This window comes from Mycoplasmopsis canis PG 14 (genome assembly GCF_001553195.1).
Taxonomy (GTDB): domain Bacteria; phylum Bacillota_I; class Bacilli_A; order Mycoplasmatales; family Metamycoplasmataceae; genus Mycoplasmopsis; species Mycoplasmopsis canis.
Map to the genome: position 1 here is coordinate 187,839 of NZ_CP014281.1, position 15,386 is coordinate 203,224.

At 25.6% G+C, this 15,386-nt stretch carries 16 protein-coding genes, 1 tRNA gene and 1 other RNA gene; 9 read left to right on the plus strand and 9 right to left on the minus strand.

Going from position 1 to position 15,386, the window contains the following annotated elements; genetic code table 4:
- Positions 1-9: 9 nt before the first annotated feature.
- The 4 genes from AXW82_RS00690 to pnuC all read right to left on the minus strand — a co-directional run bounded on the left by AXW82_RS00690 (position 10) and on the right by pnuC (position 2,625).
- Positions 10-84 (minus strand) — tRNA-Cys (locus tag AXW82_RS00690).
- A 130-nt stretch (positions 85-214) separates the two neighbouring features.
- A complete protein-coding gene (locus AXW82_RS00695) occupies positions 215-487 on the minus strand; it encodes a hypothetical protein (RefSeq protein ID WP_004794975.1) in 273 nt (90 codons plus the stop codon).
- Between the two features lie 53 nt (positions 488-540).
- The gene (locus AXW82_RS00700) at positions 541-1,248 is read right to left on the minus strand and encodes a YgjP-like metallopeptidase domain-containing protein (RefSeq protein ID WP_004794974.1); all 708 of its coding nucleotides are present in this window, start codon (positions 1,246-1,248) and stop codon (positions 541-543) included.
- A gap of 75 nt (positions 1,249-1,323) precedes the next feature.
- Complete coding sequence (pnuC, locus tag AXW82_RS00705) at positions 1,324-2,625, minus strand: nicotinamide riboside transporter PnuC (protein WP_004794971.1); 1,302 nt, start codon at positions 2,623-2,625, stop codon at positions 1,324-1,326.
- A 67-nt stretch (positions 2,626-2,692) separates the two neighbouring features.
- On the opposite strand from pnuC, the gene rnpB reads away from it, so the two are divergent.
- The 6 genes from rnpB (at position 2,693) to AXW82_RS00730 (ending at position 7,041) form a co-directional block, all read left to right on the plus strand.
- Positions 2,693-2,963: RNase P RNA component class B (gene rnpB, locus AXW82_RS00710), an RNA gene on the plus strand.
- Positions 2,964-3,057: 94 nt separating this feature from the next.
- Positions 3,058-4,092 (plus strand): type 2 periplasmic-binding domain-containing protein, encoded by a 1,035-nt coding sequence (locus AXW82_RS03680; protein WP_223212179.1) that lies wholly within the window; start codon positions 3,058-3,060, stop codon positions 4,090-4,092.
- 108 nt (positions 4,093-4,200) lie between these two features.
- On the plus strand, positions 4,201-4,869 hold the full coding sequence (locus tag AXW82_RS03685) for a hypothetical protein (RefSeq protein WP_223212180.1): 669 nt from the start codon (positions 4,201-4,203) through the stop codon (positions 4,867-4,869).
- Between the two features lie 209 nt (positions 4,870-5,078).
- Positions 5,079-5,606, plus strand: coding sequence for a hypothetical protein (locus tag AXW82_RS00720; RefSeq protein WP_004794969.1), 528 nt, complete (start codon positions 5,079-5,081; stop codon positions 5,604-5,606).
- Between the two features lie 27 nt (positions 5,607-5,633).
- Positions 5,634-6,131, plus strand: a complete 498-nt coding sequence (locus AXW82_RS00725; RefSeq protein ID WP_004794966.1) for an NfeD family protein — start codon at positions 5,634-5,636, stop codon at positions 6,129-6,131.
- Positions 6,118-7,041, plus strand: a complete 924-nt coding sequence (locus AXW82_RS00730; protein WP_004794965.1) for an SPFH domain-containing protein — start codon at positions 6,118-6,120, stop codon at positions 7,039-7,041. Before AXW82_RS00725 ends, AXW82_RS00730 begins: the two co-directional genes overlap by 14 nt.
- A 131-nt stretch (positions 7,042-7,172) precedes the next feature.
- Here the strand turns inward: AXW82_RS00730 and AXW82_RS00735 are convergent, their stop codons facing one another.
- On the minus strand, positions 7,173-7,838 hold the full coding sequence (locus AXW82_RS00735; protein WP_004794956.1) for a deoxynucleoside kinase: 666 nt from the start codon (positions 7,836-7,838) through the stop codon (positions 7,173-7,175).
- Between the two features lies 1 nt (position 7,839).
- Positions 7,840-8,502: a deoxynucleoside kinase gene (locus tag AXW82_RS00740; RefSeq protein ID WP_004794954.1), complete on the minus strand. Its 663-nt coding sequence runs from the start codon at positions 8,500-8,502 to the stop codon at positions 7,840-7,842.
- A 187-nt stretch (positions 8,503-8,689) separates the two neighbouring features.
- Between AXW82_RS00740 and AXW82_RS00745 the strand changes: the two genes are divergently transcribed.
- Complete coding sequence (locus AXW82_RS00745; RefSeq protein ID WP_004794952.1) at positions 8,690-9,271, plus strand: thymidine kinase; 582 nt, start codon at positions 8,690-8,692, stop codon at positions 9,269-9,271.
- Between the two features lie 329 nt (positions 9,272-9,600).
- On the opposite strand, the gene AXW82_RS03610 is transcribed toward AXW82_RS00745, so the two are convergent.
- Complete coding sequence (locus AXW82_RS03610) at positions 9,601-11,130, minus strand: DDE-type integrase/transposase/recombinase (RefSeq protein ID WP_060913316.1); 1,530 nt, start codon at positions 11,128-11,130, stop codon at positions 9,601-9,603.
- A 161-nt stretch (positions 11,131-11,291) separates the two neighbouring features.
- On the opposite strand from AXW82_RS03610, the gene AXW82_RS00755 reads away from it, so the two are divergent.
- Complete coding sequence (locus AXW82_RS00755) at positions 11,292-12,587, plus strand: glucose-6-phosphate isomerase (RefSeq protein WP_004794951.1); 1,296 nt, start codon at positions 11,292-11,294, stop codon at positions 12,585-12,587.
- Positions 12,588-12,658: 71 nt separating this feature from the next.
- Here the strand turns inward: AXW82_RS00755 and AXW82_RS00760 are convergent, their stop codons facing one another.
- Complete coding sequence (locus AXW82_RS00760) at positions 12,659-13,237, minus strand: hypothetical protein (protein WP_004794945.1); 579 nt, start codon at positions 13,235-13,237, stop codon at positions 12,659-12,661.
- Between the two features lie 14 nt (positions 13,238-13,251).
- Complete coding sequence (locus AXW82_RS03585) at positions 13,252-13,413, minus strand: hypothetical protein (protein WP_155637804.1); 162 nt, start codon at positions 13,411-13,413, stop codon at positions 13,252-13,254.
- Positions 13,414-13,493: 80 nt separating this feature from the next.
- Here AXW82_RS03585 and AXW82_RS00765 point away from each other — a divergent pair, with 80 nt between their 5' ends.
- Positions 13,494-15,386: a ribonuclease J gene (locus tag AXW82_RS00765; RefSeq protein ID WP_004794938.1), complete on the plus strand. Its 1,893-nt coding sequence runs from the start codon at positions 13,494-13,496 to the stop codon at positions 15,384-15,386.

A 15,386-nucleotide genomic window follows, 5' to 3' on the forward strand; every position in this document is an offset into this window, starting at 1 on the left:
TTTTTATAATGGAGGCACTAACGGGATTCGAACCCGTAATCAAGGTTTTGCAGACCCATGCCTTGGCCATTTGGCTATAGTGCCATTTTTAAAATTGCTTATTTATTATAATAAATTTTTTTAAAAATGGAAATAATTTATAAAAAAGATGTATATGTAATATATTAAAAAATAATCCACACAATACGCTGGATTATTTTTAATTTAATTTAAATTACATGATTTTCTTTAATACTTCTTTTTTATGCTCTATATCTTTAATCAATTCATCTTTAAATTCACGCATATCGTTTTTGATTTTTTCGTTTTCTTCATCAAATTCTGTATTAAATAATTCATTTAATTCTTTTGCTATATTTTCATATTTAGAAATCAACTCTTGACATTCGTTTCTATCTTTATCATTATTTTCTGAAGATAATAATGAATCATAATTTAAACGAATATTTTGATATTTTTTCTTAAAATTCTCTACAACTTTATTCATATTTTTTCCTCATTAAAATTATATCATTTTAAAAATTAAATTTATCAATAAGTTTATGTATAAATATTTAAATCAAGCTTTTTCTTAAAATATTTATATTTTTCTTCAGGATAATAACTAAATAACGTTTTTCAAAAAGCTTTTTTATGGTTTTTATGCTTGCAATGAGTTAGCTCATGAAAGATTATTGAATCAATTATTTCTTTAGAAAATGGAAACATACTATATTTAAAAACAATTTTTTTGCACCCATATAGTGATGAATAATAATGTTTTGCATATGCATATCTGTATGATGTATCAACAGAAACAGGGTGATTTATACGATCGCCCAACATGTTTTCTACTTCTTTAACTCTTATCTTTAAATATTCAAGAAACTTATTATTCAAGTAATCTTTTATAAATTTTTCAATGCCTGTTTGTGACCTAAAAGTTTTACTAAATACACCAATTTTTGTACAAGCTAATAAAAAAGACTTTTCTATCTTAATAGTAGTAAAAGGGATTTTTTCTCCCAAATAGTAAAAATATTTATTTTCAAAATCAATTCAGTGAGGAGCATAATTTAAATATAAATCTTTATTTTTATAAAAGAATTTTTTAATTTTTTCACTGATTTCATTATTTTCAACAGCTTCCTTTGTTGGGTATATATTTAAAATACCTTTTTTGATAAATATTGACGTTCTAGAATATTTAGGTTCGTGGATAATGTGCTTAACGTCATAATCATCTATTTTTATAATTTGATATTCCATAAGCTCCTCCTATTCATTAATCAAAATAATTTTAATAAAAAAACATGACTAAAAGAAAAATTTTGTCAAGTTTTTTTATTTATTAAAGAAAAATATTTTTTCGTAATTTTTTAGGTCTTTTTTGTTTCTTTCCTGCAATAAATTATTTCTAATTTCATTATAAGAACTTCAAAGATCATTATCTAAAAATACAATCTTTTTAGCAAATATTTTTTTATTTTTTATTTTCACATATGAATCATAGTTATCTGAATTATGAAAAACAAATATAATGTCTAATTTATTTTGCAATGATAACGATATTATGTATTTGAATTTCAAAAAGAAGATTTTTATTTTTTCTAAAAAATTCTTAGGTTTTAATTTGCTAAGGTAAAAAATTTGGTCAAGAAGATAATTAATTAATACAACATTATCCTCAAACTGAGATTTTTTAACAATCTTTAATGACTCTTTCAATTTTCGCTTTATAGAACCATAATTTCTTTCTATTTGTTTTGATAATTCAAGTTCAAAGTATTCCATTCTTGACTCTTTTAAAATTTCATTAATTTCAGTAAAGTTAATGCTATTAGAGAAAGCTATCTTAATTGTGTTTTTATTGCTTGTAACCATAAAAAGATATAATGAAATTATCATGTAAATAACATTGATTAATAAAGTAGTTATATTTAAAAAACCTACACCACCAAAAAATATAAATGAAAATATATTTTTAATAATTCATACAATTCAAGAATCCCTAAACCCTAATACCATCATAGTTAAAGCAATTATGGATAAAGCATTAATTAAAGAATTTAAGATAGAACCAACTACATAGTTTTGAAAATTACTTCCATATTCATATACTTTATCTTGTCCTAAAACTGATACAGTAATTTTGTTTAGAAGAGGGTTGGTAAAATAGAAAATAATTGTTAATATAATTGTTAAAACAACAAAAAATATCGATGAATAAATACTAGATCTGAAAGATTCAAATTTTCCTTTATCATTTTTGATTCTTGTTGTTTTATATCACATCATTATCATTATAGGGATATAAATAAAAAGATTAATAAATCCTTCTATTGATAAGCCAAAAGAAAAGGCGAATATAGCAAAAAGAACCGCATTAACAATTCCTAGTACATATGCTATATTTTTATGCATTGCAAAAAATACAACAGATAAAACACCTAATATCGAAGATAAAGAAACACTTATACCAATTATCTTTTGTCATGAAGTAATGTCATTATCTCATATTCATGTTTTATAGTCGAATGAATAAAGGGTATTGATAATCAAAATTACCATAAATAATATCATTATTAATATTTTTCATTTTTTTAAAAAATTGAAAAATAAATCATTTTCATTTATTTTTTTCATTTTTTAATTATACAACTAATAAAAAATAAATGGAATAAGCTTTTATGTTTTTGTGATATTATTTTTATGTATCGGCTGATAGCTGCAAATTGCAGAGGAAAGTCCGTGCTAGCACCGGCTGAGATGTCGGTAGTGTTCATGTTAAGCCAAATAAGCTTAAGCCTAGACGACTAGTGCCACAGAGACGAGAATTGTGAAACGCGGTAAACTCCATGAGCTAGAAACCCAAATTTGGTAGGGGAACCTTGAATAGAAAATGAACGATTTTGAGGAACATATTTTTGTATGTTAGATAAATTATCAGCACATTTAAAATGTACAGAACACGGCTTACAGATACGGAAAGAAAATGCTTAAGTATTTTCTTTTTTTATTTTTGTGTGACCAGAAATATAATAAAATTATGAAAAATAAAAAATAATAAGGAAACGGATGGAGACAATAAAAAATTTTTTCACATTTAAAAACATTAGAAACGTATTTATACTTGTATTTTCAATGATTGGAGCATTTATTGTTGCAATTATTTTAGGTTACAAATTAAACACACCTTTTAGACCTGCTTTTTTCAATTATAAATCTTATATTAGTAAGTTAAATCACGATACTATTAATGAAAAATTTGAATTTAAAACATTTAATGAAGTTGATGAATTCACAATAGCATTAAATAATAACAAAGCTATCGCTGGAATTGGTAGTGACTTTCAAGTTATAGATTTAATAAAAAGAGGTTTTATACAAAAAATTAACTTTGAAAAACTTTTAAATATAAATAAAAAAATAGAGTCTAAAGATCAATTAAAGGAAATTTTAAAAAATATTTATACACCAACAGTTTTTCATCATCTTGAAAGCTATGATCCTGAGCTACTAACTGATAGTCAAGGAAATAAATTTGATGAACCAAAACACTTATGAGAGTATTTTGTTCCATACTTTCACCAAGATGGTGTTGTAGCAATAAATCCATTAAAAACAACCAAAAAAGTTGAAAAAGAGTTTAATTCAATTTTTTCTGAAAACTATGAAGAGTTAAAGAAAACTACAAAATTGACAAACTTTAATGAAAAAGTAAAAGAACTATCTTTATTCAACATTTTAAATACAATTAGCAAAAATGGATACCAAAAACTTTTAATAACTGATGCTGTTAGGGTTAATATGCTTTATGGTTCTCCGTATCAAATTAAAAACAATGAAATTCATTCAAATTATGGTGAAATAACTACTGAAGAAAATTACAAAGTGCTTGTAGATAGTTTTGTTGATTTAATTAGCAAATCAACGGGTAATCCAATCGAAAGTGATATTTTTTCTTTTAGTGGTGATGGACAAGAAGTTTTAAGAACATTATTAGATGCAACAAGAAAAGATGTAAATGCCGCAATAATGTTTAATGGTGATGCATTAGACGCATACTATTCAGAAGATAATGGTTTGAATATAAAAAACAAAAATGGTTAAGTTATTCCAATACCTGATGGAACGATTGAAGCTTATAAATTTTCTGAAAACATAATATTCGTAGATGGTTTAGTTGTTGCTAATAACATTACAAACAATAGCGAAGATGTGCTATACGAAACACTTAGAAATAGTATTTATGCTAATTTTGCCGAAGCATATAAAAGAGGTGGTTCAACACAATTTTTAAGAAATGTTTATGATGAATATTTAACAGTTGCATTTAGAGATAAATTCTTAGATTATTTTAGCTCTAAACAACATTATAGCGAAACAGAATTTCTTGAGTTCAAAAAGGAACTCATTGACATTTATGCTTCAACTTTAAATAAAGAGTTAGATGATAATGATTTATTAAAATTTAACAATTTTGTTGCTGATAAATTGCAAAATGATGAAAATATCAAAAATGTTCTAGAAAAAATATTTGAATACGATGAAAGTAAAATGACAAAAGAAGAACTTATTTCACAGATTGCTTTCAAACTTTCTCATATAGATTTTGATGATGAGTCATTTATTAAAATATTAGAAAAGAAATATCAAAATCTTGAGAACTTTGCTTTTGTAAATTACACTCCAAGTAATATTGCTGAATATGATTTAGTAAAAAGAAATTACTTTATAAATGATGACAATACATATGACAAAAAAGCTATTGAAATATTTGAAGTAAAAGATCAACCAGGAAAAATTGAACACAAAAGACTTTCTGGTGTCAGTGAAAAAATACAGTCACTTTTAAATACATATTATTATTTAAAAATCAAACATTAATACTAAAACTTACTAGATGATACATTTCATTTAGTAAGTTTTTAGTAAAAAATATTTATAAATTAATAGAAAAATAAGTTTTATTTAAACATTTACTCATCAATTGATAATATACTTATGAAAAATTTTGCAATTTTTCTAAAAAACTTGTTTTTTTTTTTTTTTGTATGATATTTTTGTATTTTAAATAGTATAAAGAAAGGATTAACATGTCAGAAAATACAAAAAAAGATGTTGAGAAAGAAATTTTAAAAGTTACTTTCAAAGCAAAAAGAAAAAGCAATTTAAGATGAATATTCTTGGGACTAGCAATTTTATTCATGATTATAGCTATGATTACCTTCGTTATTGGTGCTTTAAATATAGACTCTAACTTGGTTAGCATCGGAGGTCTCTCTATGGGTCTTTTTGTTTTATTTTTTATGGTTTTTATATTTATTTCTAAGTGACCTAATATTGATTACACAAAACAGGAATGCACCATAACAAACAAAAGGGTTTATGGACATAAATTTAATATTAAGAATTTACCGAATGGAAAAAGACTTATTAACCAACAAAAAGACTTCTTCTCTATAAGGGTGTCTTATATCGATCACGTAATTATTGATGCAAATACAGGTGATTTAGTAATTAATTATGATGTAGATAAAAGTCTTAGATTACTGGAAGTAAATGATAAATCTACTGTATTAAAAACAATCGAAGATTTAGCACTAGAGAAAGAAACATTTTAATTTTACCCAATTAACATTAAATAAATTATGGAAATCTCAAACATAATATTTATATCAATATGATCTATTGTCATATTGATATTCTTTATTATAGAAATTCTTACATCAGGATTGTGAGCAGGATTAACATCATTTTCAGTTATACCTTCTTTATTTATTTCTATATTTGTTAAGATTTCGGTATGATCAATAGCATTACAAATACTTACATTTATAATATCGTGAGCATTGCTTTATCTAATTATATTTAAAGTTTTTAAAAATAAATTTTTAAACTATAAGTACAAAGAATCTAACTTTAATGGAATTGATAAAACTGAAATATTCATTTTAGAAGAAGATAGTTACGAGGAAAAATCTGAAAATAATCTTTATGGAACAATAAAAATTGGCGATAAAAAATTTAGGACTCTATCAATCAAAAATGAAGGGTTAATAAAAAAAGGTACACAAGTGGCTATAAAAGAAATTAGAGGCAATATTTTATATATTGCTGCCACAAAGGAGAAAGATGTCAATTACTAGTATAATTATTTTATCAATAGTGATAATTATTTTATTATTACTTTTAATTTTATCTATGATAAAAGGAATAAAAATCATTCCTCAATCAGAATTCGCTGTTGTTGAAAGAATTGGTAATTATAATAGAACATTAAAAAACGGTATCAATTTTATAATACCATTTATAGAAAAGATAGTAAGAAAAGGTAATTATAAGGAAAAAGTTATGGATTTTCCTGAGCAAGATGTAATAACAAAGGATAATGCCGGAATAAGAGTAGATACAGTGGTTTATTTATCTATAACTGATCCTAAATTATATGTTTATGGTGCGGAAAATCCTATGAAAGCTATTGAAAACCTTTCTGCAACAACATTAAGAAACTTACTAGGTGAATTAGAGTTAGATGAAACATTAACTTCAAGAGATACAATAAATTCTAAGTTAACTTTAATATTGGACGAAGCTTCAAACTCATGAGGTATAAAAGTTTATAGAGTCGAAATTAAAAACATAACACCACCTATTGATATTCAAAATGCTATGGAAAAACAAATGAGAGCAGAAAGAGAAAAAAGAGCTAACATCTTAGAAGCTGAAGGAATGAAGGCTTCTGCAATACTTATCGCAGAAGGTCAAAAAGCTTCTGATATATTAAAAGCAGAAGGTCTTAAACAAGCGAATATACTTAAAGCTGAAGCAGACAAACAATCAGAAATATTAAGAGCTGAAGGTCAGCAAAAGGCAATTGATTTATTAAAAGAATCAAAAATTTCTAAAGATGTTCTTACTCTTAAATCTATTGAAGAACTAGGTAAATTAGCTGATGGTAAAGCTACCAAAATTATAATACCTCCTAATTTGAGCAACATTGCTTCGACAATGGCTGTTGCTGGTGAAATTTTTAATGATATCAAACAAGAAAAATAAAAACCATGAATAAAAATCCGCATGTAGTATGGTCATGTGGATTTTTATTAATGAATTTTTATATTAATAAGTTTTAATCATGAATTACAAACTAATTAGTAATAGTTTTTAATTCGATTAAAGATAATTGCTTAAATTCTTTTAGAACTGCTAAATTCAAAATTATTTATTATTTCTTCAGCTTCTTCTTGAACTTCATAATCTTTTTTGTTGTTAGTATTAATGATTTTATAAGGAATGTTATAAAATAAGCATAATTTCACAAATAATTCTTTGTATAGTTCGTGCAATCTTTGAAAATATGGTTCATTTTCAGCAAAATTATCTACTTCCACTGCACGACCTCTTGCTAAAATTCTTTCTTTTATAACGTCAAAATTAGCATCTAGATAGATAGCTAAATCAGGATTATCACTTGGATCAACTATATGTTGAAATAAAGCGTCAAAAGCTTTTAAATACTTTTTATCTTTTTTTTCTAAAGTTACAATCGCAAAAATATAATGTTCTATGTTAAATCTATCAAGAAACATATATCCATTTTTATGACTACTATAAAGTTTTAAAAACTTTTTTTCTTCTTTCTTAAAAGTATCGGATAATGACTCTATTATGTAAGATTGAAACGCTATATCAATATTAGGTTCTTTTTCATAAATTCATTTTAAAAATTTATTAAATACAGGGTCTTCATCAGCAAACTCCTCAACAAGTATAGAATTTTTGTATATTACTTTCAATTCCTTTGTTAGAGTGCTTTTTCCGCTCCCTATCATTCCGCTTACTGCTATAACCATTTTATCTATCTACCTTGTTTCTATCAAAAGTATCAATAATTTCTTTAGCCTTTTCAAATACTTGTTCTTCATTTAAATTATCAGTATTTATAATTACATAATTTAAATTATATTTTTTAGCTTGTTTTTCGAACAATTCTTTGTATAAGTTATACAAGGTTTCAAAATAAGATTTATTTAATTGATAGTTATCAATTTCGACTGCACGACCTCTTTCGAAAAGTCTTTTTTCAAAAGTTTCATAACTCATATCTAAATAAATAGCTAAATCTGGTGTTTCTTCTTTTGTTATTAAATGTTCGAAAAGTGCATCATATCCCTTTAAATACGATTCTCCTTTTGGTCTTAAATTTACATTTGCAAAAATATAATGTTCAATACTAAATCTATCAAGAAAAATATGATCCTCTTTAAAGTTTTTGTTTAGTTCTTTGAATTTTTTTATAATCTCATTTAACTTTGTTGTGTGGTTTTCTACAACATATGTTTGAAACCCCATTGTTAAATTTGGTTGTTTTTCATATAATCATTCTAAAAATTGATTAAAAACAACGTTATTTTCTTCATACTCCTCTAACATTAATGATGTTTTGTAATGATTGTGCAATTTTTTTGTTAAAGTACTTTTTCCACTACTTATCATTCCGCTTATTCCTATTAACATATTTAAACTCCTTTTAATTAAATTTCACTGGTTTATTAGTATAACAAAAAAAGATATAAACAAAATATTTTTATCAAAAATTGCAGCAATTTTCATATTATTGAAAAAAATATTTTTTTGTTTGGTTTTTATCGAAAAAACTAATAAAATATTCTTTCATCAAAATAAAATTAATTAAGGAGTTAATATGACATTAAAGAAACCAGAAGGTACATTAGAAATAATTACAGGACCGATGTTTTCAGGAAAAACAGAGGAACTTTTAAAAAGAATCAAAATTTTAGAAATAACAGAAATTAATACAATGGTTTTCAAACCATCATTTGATACTAGATTTGATGCAAAAAAAATTGTAAGTAGAACAGGAGCTAAAACAAAAGCAATAGTAATTAAGAATTCAAAAGAAATTTTAGATCACTGAAACGAAGAATACAAAGCCGTTGCAATTGATGAAGTAAATTTCTTAGATGAAGGTATTTTTGAGGTAATTGATAAATTAGTCCTTAGCGGAGTTAGGGTTATTGCAAGTGGTTTAGATATGGACTTTTTAAGAAGACCATTCGGGGTTACTCCTGGTCTTTTAGCTATAGCTGATGAGGTTAAAAAGTTAAAAGCAGTTTGTTTAGTATGCAAATCAGATGCAGCTTTTTCTTTTAGAAAAGAAAATAATGAACAATTAAATGTTTTAGGTGACCAAGAATATGAAGCTCGTTGCAGAAGATGTCATATTTTAGGAGAAAACGAAAAGCATAAAATTGCACAACAATAGTTTCGCCTTATTAAACGATCATACATTATTGTATGATTTTTAAATTCTTGCACTATCAAAAAAGTGACTAGAAAATTGTGTAGAATAACATGTATTTTGAGCTTATTTTTTGAACATTTAACTCCTTATTTTGGAGTTAAATGTTTTTTCATTTTTTATTTATAGAGGTGTGCACTTTTTTTAAAAAAAAGTGGCAAAAAACTTAAGCAAAAAAATTTTTTTATTTTTTTGCTTTTTTAAATTTATAAATTTACGCATTTTTTCTAAATTTCCCTACATCAAAAGAGCAATTTTTATTTTTAAAATTTTCATAAAAAATATTAAAATTATTATGCATCAATTCTTATATCATCATTGATGCTTCTGTGCAATGCTCGGAGTATGCTTAAGTATTCGGACATGATTTTATTAGCTTCAAGATTACTATCTTGAGCATTCACGGAAATACTATTAAATTTTGAGATATATAATTCAAGAGTTTTAAAAAACGAATTTGTTTTATTATAGATAAATGCTAGTTTCCCTACGGCTGGAATAGAGTAATCTAATCCTTTCTCTAAAGCTCACATTTCTGTTAAACTTAGATATTTTCCGTTAGGTTCCTTAGCAAAGTATTTTTTATCATTATATTTAAAATACAAATTATCATCCGAAGAATGCACTAATAAAACGTCAGAATTATAAGGGAAGATAATTCTTTTGTTATACATATCAAAGGCTGCGTAATTTTTACCTTGGTATCTAACAACACCATTTAAAACTTTTCTATTAATCTCTAAATCAACGGCTCAATTGCCGTTTTTCTTTCCCTCTTTTTGAAAAACATTTTGTTTAGAAATTATTTTTTTATTCCTGATATTGTAATAATTTTGAAATACTTCATTATTTTTTTTCAAATCATCAATATTTTTATATCCGTTTTCGTGAATAAGTAACGGATATTGGTCTAGTGATGTCCTAAAAGATCTTTCAACATGTGGTTTGTGTTTTGGATTTGATGAACTTAGTACTTCTATTCCCTTTTTATTTAAAACTTTTTCAAAGACTGTTTGTGTGTTTTCGCTTCCTCAAAAACTTCTTCTTTTATCAGTATAGATTTTCTTTGGGAATCCATACTTTTTAAATACAATTTCTAGTAGTCTTTGATATCCTAATGTTGTTTCTTGTTCTTCAAATCATACTGCTAACAATGTTCCTGTTGCTACATCTATTGCATGATAAAGATATAATGGTTTATCATTTTTCAAGTATGGTTCAAGTTGTGCATCAATCTCAATAATTTCGCCGAATTTTAGATTTTTCTTTAGATTTAAAACTTGTCTTTGTTTTTCGTTTCGTTTAATCTGTTGATAATAATTTTTTAATATCAATGTTATATCTTCTGAGGTTTTTTTCTTTGATAATCTTGCAATCCTTCTTCCTCTCTTGGTTGTATGTATATTAAATAAACCTAATTGATTAAATCTCTTAACTAAAGTTTTGTAAGAAATTTTTTCTCTTATAAAAGAACCATACTCGGAATTGAAGTATGTTTTAATTGAAAGTTGATTATTTGTTAGATCTCTATTCAAAATAAACTGACATATTTCTAAATAATTTTTAAAGACTAATTCTATTTCTGCATCAGTTATTTTGTAATTTCTTTGATGATATTTATTTTTATGTGAGACAACAATTTCTTTTTTGCTTTTAATAACTTTTTTATATCTTTTTACAGTTGATAAACTAAGGTTTGTAATCAAACTAAGATAAGATAAAGATTTTTCGATATTTTCAGCAATCAATTTTAAAGATTGTTGTTTTTTTATTTCAAATTTTGTTAAATTTTTATACTTAAATAAGTTGTGTGTTATTTTCATAAATAATTTATACCACTTTCCTGTTAAATAGGCTCATTTTATATGAGATTAATATGTGGCTCAAAATATATGTTATTACACAAAATTCTTGCACTATCAAAAAAGTGACTAGAAAATTGGTAAATTATAATATAATTTACAAAATTAAACATGGAGGACAAATGCTAAAATACTTAAGTTTAGATGTTAAAAACGCATTAAAAAACAATATAAAAGATGTTGAACATTTACAAAAAAAAGTTACTCAAATTCACAATGATGTTAAAAATAAAGAAGTTGATGAGAAAGATTGATTAGGTTGATATGATTTACCTAAAAATTATAATAAAGACGAATTCATAAGAATGTATAACAAATCACAAGAATGAAAAAAAGCTGGTGTAGAAGTTGTGGTTGTTATAGGGATTGGGGGTTCATACCTAGGAGCTAAATCTGGATATGACTTCATTTATGGTCCTTATTCACAAAAACAACCAGATATGGAATTATTATTTGCAGGAAATGACATTTCAGCTGATACACTTGTTTCAAAATTACAATATGTAAAAAATAAGAAATTTGCGATTAATGTTATTTCAAAATCAGGTACTACTTTAGAACCTTCAATAGCATTTAGAGAATTTAGAAATTTACTTGAGAAAAAAGAAGGAGAAAACGCAAATAAATTAGTAGCCGCAACTACAGATAAAGCAAAAGGTGTTTTATTTGAGTTAGCAACTAAAAAAGGGTACGAAAAATTTATTATTCCAGATGATATTGGTGGTAGATTTTCTGTTTTAACTCCAGTTGGTTTATTTCCTTTTATGTGTGCAGGAATTGATGCTTTAAGAGTATTACAAGGAGCTCAAGAGACAAATGAAGAACTTTCTTCAGATAAATTAGACGAAAATCCAGCATATCTATACGCTGCGACAAGATACTTTTTACATAACGAAAAAGGTTTTGATATTGAAATGATGGTTTCTTATGAACCAAAGTTACAATATTTTTCTGAATGATGAAAACAATTATTTGGTGAATCAGAAGGTAAAGATGGAAAGGGTATATGACCAACAAGTTCTATTTTTTCAACAGATTTACACTCATTAGGGCAAATGATCCAAGAAGGAAATAAAATTTTATTTGAAACTGTATTAACTCTAAAAAACCCAAACGAAAATATTTACTTTGAAGAAGATCAAGTTGATTATGATAAATTAAATTATCTTTCAGGTAATAACTTACATAATATCAACAATGTGGCTTTTGAAGCTACAGCAAAGGCCCATACAGAAGTTGGTAATGTTCCTAATATCCATATTCTATTTGACAGATTTAACGAGGAAACATTAGGTGCTTTATTCATATTTTTTGAAAGAGCACTAACAATGAGTGCATATTTACTTGGAGTTAATCCTTTTAACCAACCTGGTGTAGAAGTATACAAAAAAAATATGTTTAGTATGCTAAAAAAATAAAAGCTAGATATATGTATTTTTCAAAAAAAAAAAAAACAAAAACAGCTATTAGTTTTTAATAGCTGTTTTTGTTAATTTTGATTATTGTCATCGATGGTTTGAGGAACATCTTTAGATGAATCTATTTCTTCAATAGTTGTCGAAAAGTTTGTTTCAAAAGGTTTATTAAAATCAAAAGTTTGAATAAATAATTTATCAGGTTCTTCATTTACCCTATACTTAATGGTAAATATTTTTTTGTCAGAGTCAAAATGAGCATCAACAAAGTTATTTTCCCCTTTATTATCGACATATTTATTGTTTAATATATTAGCTCTTCGGATTTTGTTGCTACCTTTTTTTACTAATATTTCATTATCTTCAGTATCTGTAGAATTCATCAAAATATAAACGTTTTTACTTGGTATATACTTAATCCCTGATGGATTTTGTGTTAATTTTGTAATTATTTCTTCTTGAGTAAGTCCTTTTTTAAATCTAAAAGCATTTTTGTGCCCACTTGATTGTTTCTTTTTAGGCTTTTCTGGTGAAGTATTTTGATTAGATTTTAAAGGTGTATATATTTTAGTTTCTGCATTTTCGTTGATCTCAAATTTTTGTGAGAATACTTTATTTGAATATTTACTATTAGTGTTATCAAACTGGAACAATCTGTAATTTATTGTTAGTATATTTTTTCAAACTTATAGTTCAAAACTATATTTGTTTTAGTTTTTCCGTTTTCCGCGTAAGTAGATTCTTTATCATTTATGGCTTGAAATTGATTTTGAAATTCATTTCTTTCAAGAAATGTTTGTGTTTTTATATTATGCTTTTTGCTCATCATGTTATAATTAATAATATTATTATTAATTAATTTTACTTACACAAATTTCATTAAATAATTTTTAAAAAGGAGTTTTATATATGAAAAAAAATAACAAAATACCAACTAGGCTTATTGCTTTAGGTGGATTTGAAGAAATAGGTAAATCAACTCTTCTCATTGAACACGATAATCATATTTTTATTGTTGATTCAGGAATTAAGTTTGCAGATACCTTTAACACAGGCATAAAAGGTATTATTCCAAATTTTGATTATTTAAATCAAGAAGGAAAGATCATAGAAGGATTATTCATAACACATGGACACGAAGATCATATTGGTGGAGTAGTTTACTTAGTTAAAAAAACAAACATTAGTAAAATTTTCGCACCAAGGATAGCTATACAATACTTGCAATTAAAATTTGATGAACATAACATTAAAAGGAAAATTGAGTTTATAGAAATTCAAAAAGGTGATGTTCATAAATTTGCTAATAATTGTAAAGTCGACTTTTGAACAGCTCAACATTCCATACCTGATGCTTTCGGAGTAAGAATAAGCACCCCAAATGGTAGTGTAATGTGTACAGGTGATTTTAGATTTGATTATACACCGATTGGTAACTATACGGATTTCGCAAGACTTGACGAAATTGGAAAACAAGGATTAACCGCGTTATTATCAGACTCAACAAATGCTATGAGGCCTAACCACTCACCTTCTGAAAGTGATATTTTAACTGATATTGAAAGACACATGATGTCTGCTAAGAAAAAAATTATTGTAACAGCTTTCGCATCTAACTTAACAAGAATAAAGGTAATTATAGAGTTAGCAGAAAAACTTGGAAAAAAAGTAATTACGTTTGGACGTTCAATGATTCAAGGTGTAAAAATTGGTAAAAAGTTAGGATATATAAATGTTGGTGATAATGTTTTAATTGATAAAAAAGCAGTTAAAGATGTCAAGGATTCAGATTTAGTTATTTTAACTACAGGATCTCAGGGTGAACAACTTGCTGCTTTATCAAGAATGAGTTACGGGAAACATGCAACTATAAAAATTAATAAAGGTGATATGGTAATTTTTTCTTCAAGTCCAATACCAGGAAATAGAATGGTAATTGAATTATTGGTAAATAGACTTTATAAACTTGGGGCAATAATAAAAGAAAATGGGGTTGATGGTTTCTTACATACCTCTGGGCATGCGTATAAGTGAGAACATGACAAAATTTTTCAACTAACTAAACCAAAATACTTTTTACCTTATCATGGAGAATATAGAATGAGTGTTGTTCATGGTCAAACAGCAGTAGAAAATGGGGTTGATCCAAAAAATGTTTTGATAGTAAGAAAAGGTGTTGTTTTCGAAATGCTTAATAATGAAATCAAAGAAACAAAAGAGTTAGTCGATTTTGGTCCTGTATATATTGATGGTAATTCTGTACTCAATTTTTCAGGAAAAATACTAAAAGAAAGAACACAATTAAAAGATTCAGGATTTGTTAGTATAGTATTTTTGGTTGATAAAAAACAAAATCAAATAATTGGAAGACCACAAATTATTACTAGAGGAAGTTTCTTTGTTAAAACTTCAAAAGAATTAATAGACGAAAGTAGAAGAGTTGCTCACGGCGCTGTATTGTATCATATAAAAAATAACGAAAAATGAACAAAAGAGGAACTAGAAAAATTATTAGTCGAGAGACTGTCTTCATTATTCTACAAAGAAAAAAGAAGAAATCCGATTATTGTTCCGACTATAATTTTCACAGATGAACAACCAGATAAAGAAATTTCAAAATACAAAATTAAATTTGGTAATTCAAAAACTAATGAAGAAAATAAAGAAGAATCAGAAAATAAGAAAAAACAACTAAATGCAAATATGAAAAAATTTGTCGCTAAGAAAATGAAGGAAATAGAAGAATTATCATTCGGACAAATTGATTCAGATTATGACATTGATGAAGATGACGAGGTTTAA